This is a genomic window from Brevibacterium sp. SIMBA_078 (assembly GCF_046534565.1).
GTDB lineage: Bacteria > Actinomycetota > Actinomycetes > Actinomycetales > Brevibacteriaceae > Brevibacterium.
Genome location: NZ_JAWRYQ010000003.1, coordinates 28,102 through 46,691, shown reverse-complemented (window position 1 = coordinate 46,691; position 18,590 = coordinate 28,102). Strand labels below are relative to the sequence as shown.

The following is an 18,590-nucleotide window of genomic DNA, read 5'->3' as shown; positions in this document are numbered from 1 at the left end:
CGCGTTCGACGACTCGGATGACGGGATGGGCAACCCTCGCAGAAAGGGCATAGTCGTGTCCTCGGAAGAGGACGGGTGGTGATGAACGGAAGCGGGGGTCACACGGCCGAGAACTGATCGTCGCCGGTGCGCTGGGCACCGGCGGCCGCGCAGCCAGGGCACAGGCCCCAGAATGTCACTTCGGCCTGATCGATGACGAAGCCGGCATCGTGGGACGGCGTCAGGCACGGAGCCTGACCGATCGTGCAGTCGACATCGACGATGAGACTGCATGACCGGCACACCAGATGATGGTGATTGTCCCCGATGCGGCGTTCGTACCGAGCCACAGAGCCCGAAGGCTTGATGCAGCGGAGGAGCCCTACCTCGGTGAGAGTGTGGAGCGAGTCATAGACAGCCTGGTGGGAGACCGCCGGCAGCGATTCCCGGACCGAGCGGATCACGGTCTCGGTGTCCGCATGCGGGTGATCCTGCACGGCGTCGAGGACTGCGACCCGCTGTTTCGTCACACGCAGCGACGTCTGCCGCAGAGCCGCGGCAGCGTCTTCGTCGTGTTCATGCTTCGTCCCGTTCACAGCACCAGAATGCCTGCTTCTCTTGAACGAGTCAAGGAAAGTGACGGCAGGTCCTCGCCGAGGCGGCCGGTGGGTCGCGCTGTGAGTGCCGGTGTCCGGGTGGTGCAGTTCGCCTGCAGTTGAGGGCGATGTGGTTGTTCGGCGTCGTCCGAGGTGAGAGGCGTGATCGTCAGGGCGAGCGATGCGCTGCGTGATTTCCGCGGCAGGGCGGGGTAAGATGGATGATCGCCATTTTGACCAGACGTGCTCGAGAGAGATATTCTGGTAGGCGACTGATTGTGTTATCTGCGTCGTCGATCGATCCTGCCGGGTGTTCTGTGAGGCCCGGAATCCCTGAGAGAAGTCGTCGCTGCAGGCCGCCGAGAAGTCGTCGCTGCGCTTCCGTGTCCTTGCGACACACCCGGGCGCAGGGGTCGATGACTCGCGTGGTTACTGGCATCGGGAGCCAAGCTTCACCCGGTGTCCGGTCGGATATGTCCCACGGTTCACAGAGACGACTGCGGTCGTGGCCGACATTGGGAATTAGGTCTATCGAGAAGCAAATGGAGAACGCTTAGTGCCGACTATCCAACAGCTCGTCCGCAAGGGACGGCATGTCAATACAGCAGGATCGGACGCTCCTGCCCTCAAGGGCAGCCCGCAGCGTCGTGGAGTGTGCACCCGTGTGTACACCACTACCCCCAAGAAGCCGAACTCGGCTCTTCGCAAGGTCGCTCGTGTCAAGCTTTCGAGCCAGATCGAAGTGACCGCATACATCCCGGGCGAGGGACACAACCTGCAGGAGCACTCGATCGTGCTCGTGCGCGGTGGCCGCGTCAAGGATCTGCCCGGTGTTCGCTACCGGATCGTCCGCGGTTCGCTCGACACCCAGGGTGTCAAGGGTCGCCAGCAGGCCCGCAGCAAGTACGGTGCGAAGAGGGAGAAGAAGTAATGCCACGTAAAGGTCCTGCACCCAAGCGACCGATCGTCGTTGACCCGGTCTTCAGCTCACCGCTCGTCACGCAGCTGATCAACAAGATCCTGCTCGACGGCAAGCGCTCGACCGCAGAGCGGATCGTCTACGGTGCCCTCGAAGGCACCCGCGAGAAGAACGGCAACGACCCCGTTGTCAACCTGAAGAAGGCTCTCGACAACATCCGTCCGTCCCTCGAGGTCCGCTCCCGCCGTGTCGGCGGTGCGACCTACCAGGTGCCGATCGATGTTCGTCCGGCTCGTTCGACCACCCTGGCTCTGCGGTGGCTCGTGGGATACTCCCGCCAGCGCCGTGAGAAGACCATGACCGAACGACTCATGAATGAGATCCTGGACGCCGGCAACGGCCTCGGCGCAGCAGTCAAGCGCCGCGAGGACACTCACAAGATGGCCGAGTCCAACAAGGCCTTCGCCCACTACCGCTGGTAATCGCCTGCCCTGTGCGCCGGTCGGCGGACCTCGTCCGCGAGTTCCGTCGGCCAGCTGTACGGGGGAGTCGAGCAAATCATCGATTGAGAGAGAGACACCGTGGCACTTGACGTGCTCAGCGACCTGAACAAGGTCCGTAATATCGGCATCATGGCCCACATCGATGCCGGTAAGACAACTACGACCGAACGCATCCTCTTCTACACCGGCGTGAACTACAAGATGGGTGAGACCCACGACGGCGCCGGCACCATGGACTGGATGGACCAGGAGAAGGAACGCGGCATCACGATCACGTCGGCCGCGACGACCTGCTACTGGGACAACAACCAGATCAACATCATCGACACCCCCGGTCACGTTGACTTCACGGTCGAGGTCGAGCGTTCGCTGCGCGTCCTCGACGGCGCCGTCGCTGTGTTCGACGGCAAGGAGGGCGTTGAGCCCCAGTCCGAGACCGTGTGGCGTCAGGCCGACAAGTACGATGTTCCGCGCGTCTGCTTCGTCAACAAGATGGACAAGCTCGGTGCTGACTTCTACTTCACCGTCGACACCATCAAGGAGCGCCTCGGCGCGAAGCCGCTGGTCATCCAGCTGCCGATCGGAGCCGAAAGCGACTTCGCCGGTGTCGTCGACCTGCTTGAGATGAAGGCCTACATCTGGCCCGATGAGACCAAGATGGGTCAGGACATGACCGAGGTCGAGATCCCCGAGGATCTCAAGGACAAGGCTGTTCAGTACCGTGCGCAGCTCGTCGAGGACGTCGCCGAGAGCTCGGAAGAGCTCATGGAGAAGTACCTCGAGGGCGAAGAGCTCACGACCGCTGACGTCAAGGCCGGCATCCGCGAACTCGTCATCAAGTCCGAGGCCTTCCCGGTCATGTGCGGTTCCGCGTACAAGAACAAGGGCGTGCAGCCCATGCTCGACGCGGTCATCGAGTACCTCCCCTCGCCGCTCGACGTGCCTCCGATGATCGGACACAACCCGAGCAACGACGAAGAGGAGCTGACCCGCAAGCCTTCGACGGACGAGCCGTTCTCGGCTCTGGCCTTCAAGGTCGCATCCCACCCGTTCTTCGGCTCGCTGACCTATGTGCGCGTGTACTCCGGTCACGTCAAGTCCGGTGAGCAGGTGCTCAACACCTCGTCGGGCAAGAAGGAGCGCGTCGGCAAGCTCTTCCAGATGCACTCCAACAAGGAGAACCCTGTCGAAGAGGCATTCGCCGGCCACATCTACGCCTTCATCGGTCTCAAGGAGACCACGACGGGCGACACCCTCAGCGACCCGGCGAACCCGATCGCTCTCGAATCGATGACCTTCCCGGAGCCTGTGATCTCCGTGGCCATCGAGCCGAAGACCAAGGGCGACCAGGAGAAGTTGTCCTCGGCCATCCAGAAGTTCGTCAAGGAAGATCCGACCTACCAGGTCGAGCTTGACGACGAGACCGGACAGACCGTCATCCGCGGAATGGGCGAGCTGCACCTCGACATCCTCGTCGACCGCATGCGTCGCGAGTTCAAGGTCGAGGCGAACGTCGGCAAGCCGCAGGTCGCCTACCGTGAGACCATCCGTCGCACTGTCGAGAAGTACGATTACACCCACAAGAAGCAGACGGGTGGATCGGGACAGTTCGCGAAGGTCCAGGTCACCTTCGAGCCCCTCGAGGTCGAAGGCGATACGATTTACGAGTTCGAGAATGCGATCACGGGCGGACGCGTTCCGCGCGAGTACATTCCGAGCGTCGACGCCGGCATCCAGGACGCCATGCAGTTCGGTGCCCTCGCCGGTTACCCCATGGTGGGTGTCAAGGCCACTCTGGTCGACGGCGCCTACCACGATGTCGATTCTTCGGAGATGGCATTCAAGATCGCCGGTTCGATGGTCTTCAAGGAGGCCGTCCAGCGGGCGAACCCGGTTCTTCTCGAACCGGTCATGGACGTCGAGGTGCGTACCCCTGAGGAATACATGGGTGACGTCATCGGCGACCTGAATTCCCGGCGTGGACAGATTCAGTCGATGGACGATGCTTCCGGTGTGAAGGTCGTCAAGGCTGTGGTCCCGCTCTCGGAGATGTTCGGTTACATCGGTGATCTGCGGTCGAAGACCCAGGGCCGTGCGGTGTACTCGATGACGTTCTCCAGCTATGCGGAGGTCCCGAAGGCTGTTGCCGAGGAGATCATCCAGAAGGTGCGCGGCGGAGAGTAATCTCCGAATTCCGGTCGCCCCGGTGATCAAGAACATGGTCGCCGGAATGAAAGATAACCAACAAAAGGTCTAAGATATGAACCGCATATCTTTTGACAACCACGAGGAGGAACCCAGTGGCAAAGGCTAGTTTCGAACGGACTAAGCCGCACGTCAACATCGGCACCATCGGCCACGTTGACCACGGAAAGACCACCCTGACCGCTGCGATCACCAAGGTCCTGGCGGATCAGTACCCGGATCTCAACGAGGCTCGCGCCTTCGACCAGGTCGACAACGCACCTGAGGAGAAGGAGCGCGGCATCACCATCAACGTCTCGCACGTTGAGTACCAGACGGAGAAGCGTCACTACGCTCACGTCGATGCCCCGGGTCACGCCGACTACGTGAAGAACATGATCACCGGTGCCGCTCAGATGGACGGTGCGATCCTCGTCGTTGCCGCCACCGACGGCCCGATGCCCCAGACTCGTGAGCACGTGCTGCTCGCGCGTCAGGTCGGCGTTCCCTACATCGTCGTGGCTCTGAACAAGTCCGACATGGTCGATGACGAAGAGCTCCTCGAGCTCGTCGAATTCGAGGTTCGCGATCTGCTCTCCAGCCAGGAATTCGACGGAGACAACGCTCCTGTCGTTGCCGTCTCCGCTCTCAAGGCGCTGGAAGGCGACGAGAAGTGGGTCAAGAGCGTCCAGGAACTCATGGCAGCCGTCGACGAGAACGTTCCCGAGCCGGAGCGCGATGTCGACAAGCCGTTCCTCATGCCCGTTGAGGACGTCTTCACGATCACCGGTCGTGGAACCGTCGTCACCGGTCGTGTCGAGCGCGGCGTCCTCCTGCCGAACGACGAAATCGAAATCGTCGGCATCAAGGAGAAGTCGTCCAAGACGACCGTCACCGCTATCGAGATGTTCCGCAAGACCCTGCCGGATGCCCGTGCAGGTGAGAACGTCGGTCTGCTTCTGCGTGGCACCAAGCGCGAAGACGTGGAGCGCGGTCAGGTCATCGTGAAGCCGGGTTCGATCACCCCGCACACCAAGTTCGAAGCTCAGGTCTACATCCTGAGCAAGGACGAGGGCGGACGTCACAACCCGTTCTACTCGAACTACCGTCCGCAGTTCTACTTCCGGACCACGGACGTCACCGGCGTCATCACGCTGCCTGAGGGCACCGAGATGGTCATGCCCGGCGACAACACCGACATGTCGGTCGAGCTCATCCAGCCGATCGCTATGGAGGACGGCCTCCGCTTCGCTATCCGCGAGGGTGGACGCACCGTCGGCGCCGGTCGAGTCACCAAGATCAACGCCTGATCTGACTCACTGAGTACCACCGGCTAGGGCCGCAGTTCTTCGGAACTGCGGCCCTTCCGCATGTTCGGGCCGCACCCGCCGGCAACCGGCCAGATGCTGCAGACGGGGGAGTCATCGAAAGGCGGCTGATGGACGACCGGCACGAATCGGATTCGCTCCGTCCTTGAGAGTTCCCTCACAGGAACCGTTCCCGGAATTGCGCGGATGAAGTGCTCTATGCCAAGATAGTGAGGTTGCGTTTTGGGCGTTGACCCCTGCACTGCGGTAGTGATACCGCGAACAGCCCGAAACACTATCGGATCGATGAATCTGCACCATGCGGGTTCGGACCGAGCAGCCAGTGAGTAGAAGCGCCGTCGGCGCTTGGGGGAGAAGTGAGAATTTCTCCGCCAGGATTAGCCGACACGCCCGACCTCGGGGGTCGGTCATGGTCAGCCGGCACAGACGGCAGCGAGTCACAGACGCTCTGCGAGTTGATGGCCGGAAGCAACTAAAGAAAGAGACGACGCCATGGCGGGACAGAAGATCCGCATTCGGCTCAAGTCGTACGACCACGCTGTGATTGACAGTGCTGCACGCAAGATCGTGGACACCGTCACTCGCGCAGGTGCGACTGTTGTGGGCCCCGTGCCGTTGCCAACGGAGAAGAACGTTTACTGCGTCATCCGTTCGCCGCACAAATACAAGGACAGCCGTGAGCATTTCGAGATGCGCACGCACAAGCGTCTGATCGACATCGTCGACCCGACGCCGAAGGCAGTCGACTCGCTGATGCGTCTCGACCTCGCTGACGACGTCAACATCGAGATCAAGCTCTAAGGGAGGCAGCAATGGCGAACACTCGTTCATCCGCTCTCCCGACCACCCGCAAGGTCAAGGGCCTTCTGGGAACCAAGCTGGGCATGACCCAGGTCTGGGATGAGCAGAACAACCTCGTGCCGGTGACCGTCGTGGCCACCGGAAACAACGTCGTAACTCAGGTCCGCAACGAGGAAACCGATGGTTACCCCGCTGTGCAGATCGCGTTCGGCGAGATCGATCCTCGTAAGGTCAACAAGCCGACTGCAGGCCACTTCGAGAAGGCCGGCGTGACCCCACGCCGTCACCTCGTCGAGCTGCGCACTGCTGATGCTGCTGACTACGCACTCGGCCAGGAACTCGGCGTCGACACGTTCGAAGCCGGACTCAAGGTCGATGTGACCGCGAAGACCAAGGGCAAGGGAACCGCCGGTGTCATGAAGCGTCACGGCTTCTCCGGTGTCGGTGCCTCCCACGGTCAGCACCGCAACCACCGCAAGCCAGGTTCGATCGGCGGAGCCGCGACACCTGGTCGCGTGTTCAAGGGTATGCGCATGGCCGGCCGTATGGGCGCTGTCAAGCACACCACCCAGAACCTCACGATCCACGCCGTGGACAACGAGAACAACTTCCTGCTCATCAAGGGCGCCGTTCCCGGCCCCAAGGGTGGAGTCGTCCTCGTTCGCTCGGCCGCGAAGGAGGCCTGAACGTCATGACTGATGTCAAGACAGTCGACGTCATCGATGCCGCTGGTGCCAAGGCCGGCTCCGTTGATCTGCCCGCCGAGGTCTTCGGCGTGCCGACCAATGTGCCCCTGATCCACCAGGTCGTCGTTGCACAGCTGGCTGCGGCCCGTCAGGGTACGCACAAGACGAAGACCCGCTCCGAAGTTCGCGGCGGCGGTCGCAAGCCCTACCGTCAGAAGGGAACCGGCAACGCCCGTCAGGGTTCGATCCGCGCTCCTCAGTACAACGGCGGTGGAATCGTGCACGGACCGGTCCCGCGCGACTACTCACAGCGGACCCCCAAGAAGATGAAGGCCGCCGCTCTGCGCGGAGCCCTGTCGGATCGTGCACGCCTCGATCAGGTCTTCGTGATGAAGAACCTGGTCACTGGCGACGCCCCGTCAACCAAGCAGGCGAAGGCCGCACTGGCCGGTCTGTCCGAACGCAAGAACACCCTCGTGGTGCTCGATCGTGACGACGAGCTCAACTACCTGAGCGTGCGCAACCTGCCCCACGTCCACGTGCTCACCGCCGATCAGCTCAACACCTATGATGTGCTGCTCGCCGATGACATCGTGTTCACCGAGGCAGCTCTGGCCGCGTTCCTGAGCGGAAACCGCAAATCGGAGGACGCATCATGAGTCTGAACTTCAAGGACCCGCGCGACATCATCGTCGCACCGGTCGTCTCGGAGAAGACCTACAGCCTGATGGACGAAGGCAAGTACACCTTCCTCGTCGACCAGGACTCGAACAAAACCGAGATCAAGCAAGCCATTGAAACGATCTTCGATGTGCAGGTCGCCAAGGTCAACACCCTGAACCGTCAGGGCAAGCGCCGCCGCACCCGCACCGGTTGGGGAAAGCGCAAGGACACCAAGCGTGCCATTGTCGCCCTCAAGGACGGATCGATCGACATCTTCGGTGGATCGCTCTAAGCGATCCTTCGTCAAAGAAGGACAAGACTCATGGGAATCCGTAAGCACAAGCCGACGACCCCGGGCCGCCGTGGCTCGTCGGTCGCCGACTTCGTCGAAGTGACCCGGTCTACACCGGAGAAGTCGCTTCTGCGCCCGCTGCCCAAGCGCGGCGGCCGCAACAGCCAGGGACGCGTGACCACCCGCCATCAGGGCGGCGGTCACAAGCGTCAGTACCGTGTCATCGACTTCCGCCGCCATGACAAAGATGGCGTTCCGGCGAAGGTCGCGCACATCGAATATGACCCGAATCGTACGGCTCGCATCGCTCTGCTGCACTATGCAGACGGAGAGAAGCGCTACATCATCGCCCCGCAGAACCTCAAGCAGGGCGCTCAGGTGGAAGCCGGTCCGGGTGCAGACATCAAGCCGGGCAACAACCTTGCCCTGCGCAACATCCCAGTCGGCACCGTGGTGCACGCAGTTGAAATGCGTCCCGGTGGCGGTGCCAAGATCGCTCGTTCTGCCGGTTCGTCCGTGCAGCTCGTGGCGAAGTACGGCCGTTTCGCACAGCTGCGGATGCCTTCGGGCGAAATCCGCAACGTCGATGCGCGCTGCCGTGCGACGATCGGCGAGGTCGGCAATGCCGAGCAGTCGAACATCAGCTGGGGCAAAGCAGGCCGCATGCGTTGGAAGGGCAAGCGCCCGACCGTCCGCGGTGTCGTGATGAACCCGATCGACCACCCGCATGGTGGTGGCGAGGGCCGTACTTCGGGTGGTCGTCACCCAGTCAGCCCGTGGGGTCAGTTGGAGGGCCGCACACGCCGGCCGAACAAAGAGAGCGACAAGTACATCGTGCGCCGTCGCCGGACCGGCAAGAAGCGCTGATTGGAGTACTGACTTATGCCTCGTAGCCTCAAAAAGGGTCCTTTCGTCGACGAACACCTCTTCCAGAAGGTGGCTCGTCAGAACGAGAAGAACACCAAAAATGTCATCAAAACATGGTCTCGTCGCTCGATGATCATCCCGGACTTCCTGGGACACACCATCGCAGTACATGACGGACGCAAGCATGTCCCCGTCTTCATCACTGAGTCGATGGTCGGACACAAGCTCGGCGAGTTCGCACCGACACGGACGTTCCGTGGCCACGAAAAGGACGATCGCAAGGGTCGCCGCCGCTGACGCGGGGCACTCTTTCGATCCTAGAGAAGAGAGAAGGAAGCGATGGAAGCCAAGGCTAAGGCGCGGTACCTGCGCGTTACGCCTCGCAAGGCTCGGCGCGTCATCGACCTCATTCGTGGTCAGCAGGCGACCGAAGCACTTGCAGTGTTGAAGTTTGCAGAACAGTCGGCATCAGATCCGATTTACAAGCTCGTGGCCTCCGGCATCGCCAATGCGCGTGTCCGGGCCGACGAGGAAGGCGTTGCGTTCGACGAGAACGAACTGGTCATCTCCGAAGCCTTCGTGGACGAGGGGCCGACCATGAAGCGGTTCCGTCCGCGTGCCCAGGGTCGCGCTTTTCGCATCGAGAAGCGCACCAGCCACGTGACAGTGGTCCTGGCCAGCGGTGACGACCTGCCTCAGCGCAAGAGCCGGAAGGGGAACCGTTAATGGGCCAGAAGATCAATCCGAATGGATTCCGACTCGGAATCACCACGGATCACAAGTCGAAGTGGTTCGCTGACTCGACCAAGCCGGGGCAGCGCTACCGCGACTACGTGCTCGAAGATGTCAAGATCCGCCAGATGATGAACACCGGCCTCGAACGGGCCGGCATCTCGAAGGTCAACATCGAGCGCACGCGTGACCGTGTCCGCGTCGACATCCACACCGCACGCCCGGGCATCGTCATCGGCCGTCGCGGAGCCGAAGCAGACCGCATCCGCGGTCAGCTCGAAAAGCTCACCGGCAAGCAGATTCAGCTCAACATCCTTGAGGTGAAGAACCCCGAGGTCGACGCTCAGCTCGTCGCCCAGGGTGTTGCCGAGCAGCTCGCCAGCCGCGTGGCCTTCCGCCGCGCGATGCGCAAGGCGATCCAGAGCGCCCAGCGCGCAGGTGCCAAGGGCATCCGCGTGCAGTGCTCCGGCCGCCTCGGCGGTGCTGAGATGAGCCGGTCCGAGTTCTACCGCGAAGGTCGTGTGCCGCTGCACACCCTGCGCGCGAACATCGACTTCGGCGTTCACGAAGCCCACACCACTTTCGGACGCATCGGCGTCAAGGTGTGGATCTACAAGGGCGACATGACCGACAAGGAGCTTGCCGCCGAGCAGGCCAAGGCTCCTGCTGCTCGTGGCCCGCGTGGCCGTGGGCGCGGTCGTGGAGGCCGCGGACGTGGTCAGGAAGGCGCACCGCGCCGTGGCGACCAGGCCCGTAATACTGAGAACAGCGCCGAAGCCCCCGCGGCTGAGGCCGGATCGGAGGGCTGAGAAATGCTGATCCCTCGTCGAGTGAAATTCCGCAAGCAGCACCATCCCAACCGGGGCGGCGCCGCCAAGGGAGGCACGACGGTGTCCTTCGGTGACTACGGCATCCAGGCTCTCGAGCCGGCTTACGTCACCAACCGTCAGATCGAGGCCGCACGTATTGCCATGACCCGCTACATCAAGCGCGGCGGCAAGGTGTGGATCAACATCTACCCTGATCACCCGCTGACGAAGAAGCCTGCCGAAACCCGCATGGGTTCCGGTAAGGGTTCGCCGGAGTGGTGGATCGCCAATGTCAAACCCGGTCGAGTCATGTTCGAACTCGGCGGTGTGTCCGAGGAAGTTGCTCGCGAGGCTCTGCGCCTGGCGATCCATAAGCTTCCGCTGAAGGCCCGTATCGTGGCCCGCGAAGGTGGTGAGTGAGAATGGCAATCGGTTCGAAGAACCTTTCCATCGACGCGCTTGACGGTTACGACAACGAGCGTCTGCAGGAGGAGCTCAAGAAGGCCAAGGCCGAGCTGTTCAACCTGCGTTTCCAGTCGGCCACCGGCCAGCTGGAGAGCCACGGTCGCCTCAAGGCCGTGCGTCGCGACATCGCTCGTATCTACACCGTGCTCAACGAACGGGAGCTGGACATCCGTCCGAACCCCGCTGATGCCAAGGAAGAGAGCAAGTGATGGCGGAGACCACGAATACCGAGGCCACTGCTGCGGAACGCAACTCCCGCAAGACCGCACGTGGTTACGTCGTATCCGACAAGATGGACAAGACCATCGTCGTCGAGGTTGAGGAGCGCATGAAGCACCGCCTCTACGGCAAGGTCATGCGCAAGTCGGTCAAATACAAGGTTCACGACGAAGAGAATACCGCCGGCATCGGCGACCTCGTCCTCGTGTCCGAGACGCGGCCCCTTTCGGCCGCGAAGCGTTGGCGGCTCGTCGAAATCGTCGAACGCGCCAAGTAGTCAACGCCACCCCACCCACCCGGTCCCGCCCGCGGCCTCCTGCAGGCCGCGGGCGGCTACCGGGAACGGGGTGAAATGTCAATGAATCCGTTCCGCAAGGCTCGCGCTCAGGCGTGAGAACCAGCGCGACGACAGGAGAAAATAGTGATTCAGCAAGAGTCGCGACTCAAAGTCGCCGACAACACTGGCGCCAAGCAGATCCTGGCAATCAGGATCCTGGGTGGCTCCGGTCGGCGCTACGCCTCGATCGGTGACACCATCGTGGCGACCGTCAAGGATGCGATCCCTGGCGGCAATGTGAAGAAGGGTGACGTCGTCAAGGCCGTCATCGTTCGCACTGCCAAGGAACGTCGTCGTCCCGACGGCTCCTACATCAAGTTCGATGAGAATGCAGCTGTCATCCTCAAGAACGATGAGGAACCGCGCGGAACCCGTATCTTCGGGCCCGTGGGACGCGAACTCCGCGACAAGAAGTTCATGAAGATCGTCTCCCTGGCACCGGAGGTGTTGTGAGCATGGCGAACAAGCTCAAGATCAAGAAGGGCGACCTCGTCCAGGTCATCGCCGGCGCTCGGCAGTCCCGTGGTGGCGATCGTGGGAAGCAGGGCAAGGTCCTTGCCGTCTACCCCGAACGCAACCGCGTCCTCGTTGAGGGCGTCAACCGCGTGATCAAGCACAAGAAGGCTACGCAGACTCAGGCCGGCGGCACCGCTGGTGGCCGTGAGACCCACGAAGCCCCCATCCACGTGTCCAACGTGGCGCTCGTTGATCCCAAGGACAACAAGCCCACCCGCGTCGGATACCGCGAAGAGAGCGTCGAGCGCGACGGTCGCACCAAGACCGTTCGGGTTCGCATCTCGCGTCGCACCGGGGAGGAGATCTGATGACGGAAACAACCACCAGCCGTCCCGCACCGCGTCTCAAGCAGATTTACCGCGAAGAGATCGTTGCGAAGCTGCAGGAAGAGTTCAACTACGCCAACCCCATGCAGGTTCCCGGACTGACCAAGGTCGTCGTGAACATGGGTGTGGGTGACGCAGCACGCGATTCCAAGATGATCGAAGGCGCGATCAACGACTTGACTCTGATCACCGGTCAGAAGCCTGTCGTGACCCGTGCCCGCAAGTCCATCGCACAGTTCAAGCTGCGCGAAGGTCAGCCCATCGGCGCCCACGTCACCATGCGTGGAGCCCGGATGTGGGAGTTCATCGACCGCGTCATCACTCTGGCACTGCCGCGTATCCGCGACTTCCGCGGACTCTCGGATCGTCAGTTCGACGGAAACGGTAACTACACCTTCGGCCTCACCGAACAGTCCATGTTCCACGAGATCGACCAGGACCGTATCGACCGCGTCCGCGGTATGGATATCACCGTCGTCACCACCGCGGCAACCGACGACGAGGGACGTGCACTGCTGCGTCACCTCGGGTTCCCGTTCAAACAAAAATAATCGCTACGTTGCAGGTCCAAGCACAGTACGTGGGCGGAAACCGTAACGAGGAAGGGCAAGTGCCCAAATGACAATGACTGATCCAGTCGCAGACATGCTTACGCGTCTGCGCAACGCCAATTCGGCTTATCACGAGGACGTCAGCATGCCGTTCTCGAAGCTCAAGTCGAACATCGCCGAGATCCTCAAGACCGAGGGCTACATCACCGGCTGGAGCGTCGAAGACGCCGAGGTCGGCAAGACTCTGCTCCTGGACCTGAAGTTCGGACCCAACCGGGAACGTTCGATCGCCGGCCTGCGTCGAGTGTCTAAGCCGGGACTGCGCGTCTACGCGAAGTCCACGAACCTGCCCAAGGTTCTCGGCGGCCTCGGCATCGCCATCCTGTCGACCTCGTCAGGCCTCCTGACGGACCGTCAGGCCGCCAAGAAGGGTGTGGGTGGGGAAGTCCTCGCCTACGTCTGGTAAAGGAAGGAGAGAAGAACATGTCACGTATTGGCAAGAACCCGATCTCCGTTCCCAGCGGCGTCGAGGTCAAGGTCGACGGCCAGGATGTCGCCGTCAAGGGACCTAAGGGCGAGCTGTCCGTCACCATCGCCGAGCCGATCACCGTATCGCTCGAAGACGGTGTCATCACGGTTGCCCGTCCGGACGAAGAGCGCGAATCGCGTTCTCTGCACGGACTGTCCCGTACGCTCATCAACAACATGATCGTCGGTGTGACCGATGGCTACTCCAAGGCCCTCGAGATCGTCGGAACCGGTTACCGTGTCCTGGCCAAGGGATCGAACCTCGAGTTCGCTCTCGGCTACAGCCACCCGATCGTCGTCGAGCCGCCGGAGGGAATCTCCTTCAGCGTCGACGGTCAGACCAAGGTCGCTGTCCACGGAATCGACAAGCAGCTCGTCGGTGAGACCGCTGCCAACATCCGGAAGCTGCGCAAGCCCGAGCCTTATAAGGGCAAGGGTGTGCGCTACGCCGGCGAAATCGTCCGTCGCAAGGTCGGAAAGGCTGGTAAGTAAAGATGGCCTTTGGCAAGAAGGAAAGCTACGGCAAAGGCAGGGCAGCTGCTCGCAAGCGTCGTCACGCTCGACTGCGCAAGCATGTCAGCGGCACGACCGAGCGCCCTCGCCTGTCAGTGACTCGCTCCACGCGCCACGTCTTCGTCCAGGTCATCGACGACACCGTCGGCAAGACCCTGGTCTCGGCCTCCACCATGGAAGCCGACCTGCGGACATTCGAAGGCGATAAGACCGGCAAAGCCCGCAAGGTGGGCGAGCTGGTTGCTCAGCGCGCCAAGGACGCCGGAATCGATTCCGTCGTCTTCGACCGTGGAGGCAATGCCTACCACGGCCGTGTGCAGGCAATCGCCGAAGGTGCCCGTGAAGGAGGATTGGCCCTATGAGCACTGAAGAGAACAAGGAACAGCAGGCAACTGCTGAGACCCGCACCGACAACAGCGGTGACCGTTCCTCCCGTGGCCGCGGCCAGGGTGGACAGGGCGGTCAGGGTCGCGGACGCGGCGAAGGCCGTGGACGCGGCGGTCGCAACGACCGTGAAGACAAGAACCAGTTCATCGAACACGTCATCACAATCAACCGCGTGTCGAAGGTCGTCAAGGGTGGACGTCGGTTCTCCTTCACGGCTCTCGTCGTGGTCGGAGACGGCGACGGCATGGTCGGCATGGGCTACGGCAAGGCGAAGGAAGTTCCTGCCGCCATCGCCAAGGGTGTCGAGGAAGCGAAGAAGAACTTCTTCCGCGTTCCGCGCATCCAGAAGACCATTCCGCACCCCATCCAGGGCGAGGAAGCCGCAGGCGTCGTCCTGCTGCGTCCGGCCGCTCCGGGTACCGGTGTCATCGCCGGCGGACCCGTTCGTGCGGTCCTCGATGCGGCAGGCGTCCAGGACGTCCTGTCCAAGTCGCTGGGCTCGGCGAACGCGATCAATATCGTGCACGCCGCGATCGCCGCGCTGAAGGGCCTTGAACGTCCGGAAGAGGTTGCGGCACGCCGTGGCCTGCCCGTCGACGAAGTTGCTCCGCACGCACTGCTGCGAGCAGCTGCTGAAAGTGGGGCGAAGTCCTGATGGCAAAGCTCAAGATTACTCAGCGCAAGTCCGCAATCGGATACCGTCAGAGCCAGCGTGACACGCTGCGTTCGCTCGGTCTCAAGCGGACCAACGACGTTGTGGTGCAGGAAGATCGCCCCGAGATCCGGGGAATGATCAACGCTGTCCGCCACATCGTGACTGTGGAAGAGGTCGATTGATATGTCGAACAACGACTCGCTGAAGCTGCACGATCTGCGCCCTGCTCCCGGAGCCAAGACCGCCAAGACCCGCGTCGGTCGTGGTGAGGCTTCGAAGGGTAAAACTGCCGGACGTGGAACCAAGGGCACGAAGGCCCGCTACCAGGTTCCGCACGGCTTCGAGGGCGGCCAGACCCCGATGCACATGCGTCTGCCCAAGCTGCGTGGATTCAAGAACCCCGCCAAGGTGGAGTTCCAGGTTGTCAACCTCGACAAGCTGTCCAGCCTGTTCCCCGAGGGCGGAGACGTCACCGTCGCCGATCTCGTGGAGAAGGGCGCTGTGCGCGCAAAGCAGCCCGTCAAGGTTCTCGGCACCGGTGAGATCACCGTGGCTCTGAACATCACTGCAGACAAGTTCTCCGGCTCCGCAGCCGAGAAGATCAAGGCTGCAGGCGGAAGCACCAACGAGGCCTGATCCGTTCCACTCGGAACGGTTTCCCGGCTTCAACGCTGGTCAAGGGGGCGGTCACTTCGGTGGCCGCCCCCTCTGCGTTCCTGAACGCCGGCAACGGTGGACCGCATACCGGGCCGGTGCCGCCCAGACGCCCTCTCGACGACTGCCCGAAACCGCTCCGATGCCATCTCGAACCCTGTCTGAAACCGCTCTGTGACCGCTTCGAATACAGGTTGTGCAGAGTCGCCGCAGGGCTTCGCCAGTTTCGGCCTGGAGGGCATACCCTGGTAGTCTTTTGCAGGTATTTGTCTCAATCGCCAGGTCGCGACCACGACTCTGACTTTTCATCCCCCAACGAGGAGGACGCTTGATCGGCGCAATCCGGAGGGCCTTCAGAACGCCCGACTTGAGGAAGAAACTCCTCTTCACCCTGGGCATTCTTGTCATCTTCCGACTCGGCTCGTTCATTCCTTCGCCTGGAATCGACTACACCAAGGTGCAGGAATGCGTGGCTTCGCCTCAGCTCAATGAGGGCGGATTCGCCATGATCAACCTCTTCAGCGGCGGCGCGCTGCTGCAGCTGTCGATCTTCGCCTTGGGCATCATGCCGTATATCACCGCGAGCATCATCGTCCAGCTGCTGCGAGTGGTCATTCCTCGCTTCGAAGCCCTCCACAAGGAAGGCGCCTCTGGACAGGCGAAGCTGACTCAGTACACTCGCTACCTCACCATCGGACTCGCGATCCTCAACTCGACGACCCTCGTGGCGACCGTGCGCTCCGGCGCACTGTTCGGCAATGTCGAAGGCTGCCAGGACCTCATCGCCAACGACACCTGGTGGGGCATCGCCGTCCTCGTCCTCACTCTGACCGCGGGAACCGGCCTGATCATGTGGCTGGGCGAGCAGATCACCGAGCACGGTGTGGGCAACGGTATGTCGCTGCTCATCTTCACGTCCGTGGCTTCTGCCTTCCCGTCCTCGCTCGGTGCGATCTTCCGCGAGCAGGGCGTCGACATCTTCATCATCGTCATGGCAGTCGGACTCGTCCTCATCGCCCTCGTCGTCTTCGTCGAGCAGTCGCAGCGCAGGATCCCCGTCCAGTACGCCAAGCGCATGGTGGGCCGTCGGATGTTCGGCGGAACGTCGACCTACATCCCGATCAAGGTGAATATGGCCGGTGTCATCCCCGTCATCTTCGCCTCCTCGGTGCTCTACCTGCCGAGCCTGATCTCGCAGTTCTTCGACCCGGAATCCAAGGCCGTCGAATGGATCAACACCTACTTCACCCGCGGTGACCATCCTCTCTACATCACCGTGTATGCGCTGCTGACGATCTTCTTCGCCTACTTCTACGTCGCGATCACTTTCAATCCTGAAGAGGTCGCGGACAATATGAAGAAGTACGGCGGCTTCATCCCCGGTATCCGTGCCGGTCGCCCGACCGCCGAGTACCTCAGCTACGTACTCAGCCGTATCAACTTCCCCGGCTCGCTCTACCTGGCTTTCGTCGCCCTCATTCCGCTGATCGCTCTGGTGCTCATCAACGCCAACCAGAACTTCCCGTTCGGCGGCACCTCACTGCTGATCGTTGTCGGCGTCGGCCTCGAAACGGTCAAGCAGATCGACGCGCAGATGCAGCAGCGCCACTATGAGGGTCTGTTGCGCTGATTCGACCGGACGCTGACGTTCAGCGGACATCCCATTGGAAGGACACCTTATGAGTTCACGCATCATCCTGATCGGCCCTCCCGGCGCCGGCAAGGGTACCCAGGCCGCACGCCTGTCCGAGGCGCTCGGCGTCCCGGCCATTTCGACCGGAGACATCTTCCGGGCCAATGTGAAGGGTGAGACCGAGCTGGGCAAGCTGGCCAAGCGCTACATGGATGCCGGCGAGTACGTGCCCGACGAGGTCACGAACTCGATGGTCGCCGATCGACTGGCACAGGATGACGCAGCCGAAGGCTTCCTCCTCGACGGATATCCTCGCACCAGCGCCCAGGTCGATGAACTCGACAGGATCCTCGCTGCCGAGGATCAGGCGATCGAGCACGTGGTCGAGCTGACGGCCGACACCGACGAGGTCGTCGCTCGTCTGCTCGCGCGTGCTCAGACCGAGGGCCGCAGCGACGACAGCGAAGACGTCATCCGCCATCGCCTCGACGTCTACGAAGAGCAGACTCAGCCGCTGACCGATATCTACCGCAGCCGCGGACTGCTTCGCCAGGTCGACGGGCTCGGCGAAGTCAACGACATCACCGAACGCATCCTCTCGACAATTCGATGATCTTCGGACCACGTATCGAGCTGAAGACTCCCGCAGAGCTTGAGCTCATGCATCGGGCCGGGCAGCTGACAGCAGAAGTGCTCTCAGCGGCCCGGTCCGCAGCCGTTCCCGGAGCCACCACCGCCGAGGTGGACGCCGCTGCGGAAGCCGTCATCGACGCCGCCGGCGCCCGCTCGAACTTCAAGGGCTATCAGGGATTCCCTGCGGTCGTGTGCATATCCGTGAACGAGGAGATCGTCCACGGCATCCCGGGATCCCGCGTCCTCGAAGCCGGGGACATTGTGTCGATCGATGGCGGCGCCGTCGTCGACGGCTTCCACGGGGACTCGGCGCTGACGATAATCGTCGGCGGTGACGAAGCAGGCACTGCCGACGACCGCGAGCTGTCCTCTGCCACCGAGGCGGCTATGTGGGCAGGCATCGCGGCGTTCGCGACCGGTGCGAAGGTCAGCGATATCGGCGACGCCATCGATGACTTCGTCTCCGAATCATTCCCCCACCTGGGCCTCGTCGAGGAATTCACGGGACACGGCATCGGTACCTCCATGCATATGGCGCCTGAGGTCCTCAACTACCGGGCACGCTCGAACGGTCCGAAGATCAAGCTCGGAATGTGCCTGGCGATCGAGCCGATGCTCACCACGGGAGGTGCGGACACACGCACTCTCGCCGACGACTGGACGGTCGTGACGGCGGATGGGTCACGGGCGAGCCACTGGGAACACAGCGTGGCCCGCCATGACGGGGGAGTCTGGGTACTCACAGCCGTCGACGGGGGAGCGGCCGGGTTGGCGCCGTTCGGAATCACTCCCGTGGCTCCGAAAGACGCCTGAG

The 18,590-nt window shown here is 62.3% G+C and carries 28 protein-coding genes; 27 read left to right on the top strand and 1 reads right to left on the bottom strand.

The genetic code is table 11. The features are described 5' to 3' along the window. Positions 1 to 98: 98 nt before the first annotated feature. Positions 99 to 575 carry a Fur family transcriptional regulator gene (locus tag SB749_RS12040; RefSeq protein WP_410710533.1) on the bottom strand — a complete coding sequence of 159 codons (477 nt, stop codon included), beginning with the start codon at positions 573 to 575 and terminating at the stop codon, positions 99 to 101. A 556-nt stretch (positions 576 to 1,131) separates the two neighbouring features. Between SB749_RS12040 and rpsL the strand changes: the two genes are divergently transcribed. The 27 genes from rpsL (at position 1,132) to map (ending at position 18,589) form a co-directional block, all read left to right on the top strand. Next, on the top strand, positions 1,132 to 1,506 hold the full coding sequence (rpsL, locus tag SB749_RS12035; RefSeq protein ID WP_025777935.1) for a 30S ribosomal protein S12: 375 nt from the start codon (positions 1,132 to 1,134) through the stop codon (positions 1,504 to 1,506). After that, positions 1,506 to 1,976 carry a 30S ribosomal protein S7 gene (rpsG, locus tag SB749_RS12030; RefSeq protein ID WP_039206341.1) on the top strand — a complete coding sequence of 157 codons (471 nt, stop codon included), beginning with the start codon at positions 1,506 to 1,508 and terminating at the stop codon, positions 1,974 to 1,976. The genes rpsL and rpsG overlap by 1 nt, the downstream gene beginning before the upstream one ends. A gap of 99 nt (positions 1,977 to 2,075) precedes the next feature. Then, a complete protein-coding gene (gene fusA / locus SB749_RS12025) occupies positions 2,076 to 4,181 on the top strand; it encodes an elongation factor G (RefSeq protein WP_410710532.1) in 2,106 nt (701 codons plus the stop codon). Between the two features lie 116 nt (positions 4,182 to 4,297). After that, a complete protein-coding gene (gene tuf / locus SB749_RS12020) occupies positions 4,298 to 5,491 on the top strand; it encodes an elongation factor Tu (RefSeq protein ID WP_410710531.1) in 1,194 nt (397 codons plus the stop codon). A 510-nt stretch (positions 5,492 to 6,001) separates the two neighbouring features. Beyond that, positions 6,002 to 6,310 (top strand): 30S ribosomal protein S10, encoded by a 309-nt coding sequence (gene rpsJ / locus SB749_RS12015; protein WP_009379191.1) that lies wholly within the window; start codon positions 6,002 to 6,004, stop codon positions 6,308 to 6,310. Positions 6,311 to 6,321: 11 nt separating this feature from the next. Then, complete coding sequence (gene rplC, locus SB749_RS12010; protein ID WP_101546942.1) at positions 6,322 to 6,996, top strand: 50S ribosomal protein L3; 675 nt, start codon at positions 6,322 to 6,324, stop codon at positions 6,994 to 6,996. 5 nt (positions 6,997 to 7,001) lie between these two features. After that, positions 7,002 to 7,655, top strand: coding sequence for a 50S ribosomal protein L4 (gene rplD / locus SB749_RS12005; RefSeq protein ID WP_264801027.1), 654 nt, complete (start codon positions 7,002 to 7,004; stop codon positions 7,653 to 7,655). After that, positions 7,652 to 7,951: a 50S ribosomal protein L23 gene (gene rplW / locus SB749_RS12000; RefSeq protein WP_025777929.1), complete on the top strand. Its 300-nt coding sequence runs from the start codon at positions 7,652 to 7,654 to the stop codon at positions 7,949 to 7,951. Before rplD ends, rplW begins: the two co-directional genes overlap by 4 nt. 30 nt (positions 7,952 to 7,981) lie before the next feature. Then, positions 7,982 to 8,818 (top strand): 50S ribosomal protein L2, encoded by an 837-nt coding sequence (rplB, locus tag SB749_RS11995; protein ID WP_025777928.1) that lies wholly within the window; start codon positions 7,982 to 7,984, stop codon positions 8,816 to 8,818. A gap of 15 nt (positions 8,819 to 8,833) precedes the next feature. After that, positions 8,834 to 9,115: a 30S ribosomal protein S19 gene (gene rpsS, locus SB749_RS11990; protein ID WP_025777927.1), complete on the top strand. Its 282-nt coding sequence runs from the start codon at positions 8,834 to 8,836 to the stop codon at positions 9,113 to 9,115. 42 nt (positions 9,116 to 9,157) lie between these two features. Beyond that, positions 9,158 to 9,544 (top strand): 50S ribosomal protein L22, encoded by a 387-nt coding sequence (gene rplV / locus SB749_RS11985; protein ID WP_025777926.1) that lies wholly within the window; start codon positions 9,158 to 9,160, stop codon positions 9,542 to 9,544. Further along, on the top strand, positions 9,544 to 10,359 hold the full coding sequence (gene rpsC, locus SB749_RS11980) for a 30S ribosomal protein S3 (protein ID WP_139468552.1): 816 nt from the start codon (positions 9,544 to 9,546) through the stop codon (positions 10,357 to 10,359). Before rplV ends, rpsC begins: the two co-directional genes overlap by 1 nt. A 3-nt stretch (positions 10,360 to 10,362) precedes the next feature. Continuing rightward, positions 10,363 to 10,779 (top strand): 50S ribosomal protein L16, encoded by a 417-nt coding sequence (rplP, locus tag SB749_RS11975; protein ID WP_025777924.1) that lies wholly within the window; start codon positions 10,363 to 10,365, stop codon positions 10,777 to 10,779. A 2-nt stretch (positions 10,780 to 10,781) separates the two neighbouring features. Next, positions 10,782 to 11,033, top strand: a complete 252-nt coding sequence (rpmC, locus tag SB749_RS11970; protein WP_025777923.1) for a 50S ribosomal protein L29 — start codon at positions 10,782 to 10,784, stop codon at positions 11,031 to 11,033. Then, a complete protein-coding gene (gene rpsQ / locus SB749_RS11965; RefSeq protein ID WP_410710530.1) occupies positions 11,033 to 11,320 on the top strand; it encodes a 30S ribosomal protein S17 in 288 nt (95 codons plus the stop codon). Before rpmC ends, rpsQ begins: the two co-directional genes overlap by 1 nt. Positions 11,321 to 11,464: 144 nt before the next feature. Further along, on the top strand, positions 11,465 to 11,833 hold the full coding sequence (rplN, locus tag SB749_RS11960) for a 50S ribosomal protein L14 (protein WP_025777921.1): 369 nt from the start codon (positions 11,465 to 11,467) through the stop codon (positions 11,831 to 11,833). Between the two features lie 2 nt (positions 11,834 to 11,835). After that, complete coding sequence (gene rplX, locus SB749_RS11955; protein ID WP_139468550.1) at positions 11,836 to 12,204, top strand: 50S ribosomal protein L24; 369 nt, start codon at positions 11,836 to 11,838, stop codon at positions 12,202 to 12,204. Continuing rightward, the gene (gene rplE, locus SB749_RS11950; RefSeq protein ID WP_039206325.1) at positions 12,204 to 12,773 is read left to right on the top strand and encodes a 50S ribosomal protein L5; all 570 of its coding nucleotides are present in this window, start codon (positions 12,204 to 12,206) and stop codon (positions 12,771 to 12,773) included. Before rplX ends, rplE begins: the two co-directional genes overlap by 1 nt. A 67-nt stretch (positions 12,774 to 12,840) precedes the next feature. Further along, positions 12,841 to 13,239, top strand: a complete 399-nt coding sequence (gene rpsH, locus SB749_RS11945) for a 30S ribosomal protein S8 (RefSeq protein ID WP_025777918.1) — start codon at positions 12,841 to 12,843, stop codon at positions 13,237 to 13,239. A 17-nt stretch (positions 13,240 to 13,256) separates the two neighbouring features. Then, a complete protein-coding gene (gene rplF / locus SB749_RS11940) occupies positions 13,257 to 13,793 on the top strand; it encodes a 50S ribosomal protein L6 (protein ID WP_025777917.1) in 537 nt (178 codons plus the stop codon). Between the two features lie 2 nt (positions 13,794 to 13,795). Further along, positions 13,796 to 14,176: a 50S ribosomal protein L18 gene (rplR, locus tag SB749_RS11935; RefSeq protein ID WP_092015640.1), complete on the top strand. Its 381-nt coding sequence runs from the start codon at positions 13,796 to 13,798 to the stop codon at positions 14,174 to 14,176. Beyond that, the gene (rpsE, locus tag SB749_RS11930) at positions 14,173 to 14,856 is read left to right on the top strand and encodes a 30S ribosomal protein S5 (RefSeq protein ID WP_216657189.1); all 684 of its coding nucleotides are present in this window, start codon (positions 14,173 to 14,175) and stop codon (positions 14,854 to 14,856) included. Before rplR ends, rpsE begins: the two co-directional genes overlap by 4 nt. Next, positions 14,856 to 15,038: a 50S ribosomal protein L30 gene (gene rpmD, locus SB749_RS11925; protein WP_025777914.1), complete on the top strand. Its 183-nt coding sequence runs from the start codon at positions 14,856 to 14,858 to the stop codon at positions 15,036 to 15,038. The genes rpsE and rpmD overlap by 1 nt, the downstream gene beginning before the upstream one ends. Position 15,039: 1 nt before the next feature. Continuing rightward, positions 15,040 to 15,492: a 50S ribosomal protein L15 gene (rplO, locus tag SB749_RS11920; RefSeq protein ID WP_101546948.1), complete on the top strand. Its 453-nt coding sequence runs from the start codon at positions 15,040 to 15,042 to the stop codon at positions 15,490 to 15,492. Positions 15,493 to 15,838: 346 nt separating this feature from the next. After that, entirely contained in the window at positions 15,839 to 17,140 is a 1,302-nt protein-coding gene (secY, locus tag SB749_RS11915; protein WP_264801029.1) for a preprotein translocase subunit SecY, read from the top strand. Positions 17,141 to 17,189: 49 nt separating this feature from the next. Beyond that, on the top strand, positions 17,190 to 17,756 hold the full coding sequence (locus SB749_RS11910) for an adenylate kinase (RefSeq protein ID WP_410710529.1): 567 nt from the start codon (positions 17,190 to 17,192) through the stop codon (positions 17,754 to 17,756). Further along, entirely contained in the window at positions 17,753 to 18,589 is an 837-nt protein-coding gene (gene map / locus SB749_RS11905; protein WP_410710528.1) for a type I methionyl aminopeptidase, read from the top strand. The genes SB749_RS11910 and map overlap by 4 nt, the downstream gene beginning before the upstream one ends. Position 18,590: the final 1 nt, after the last annotated feature.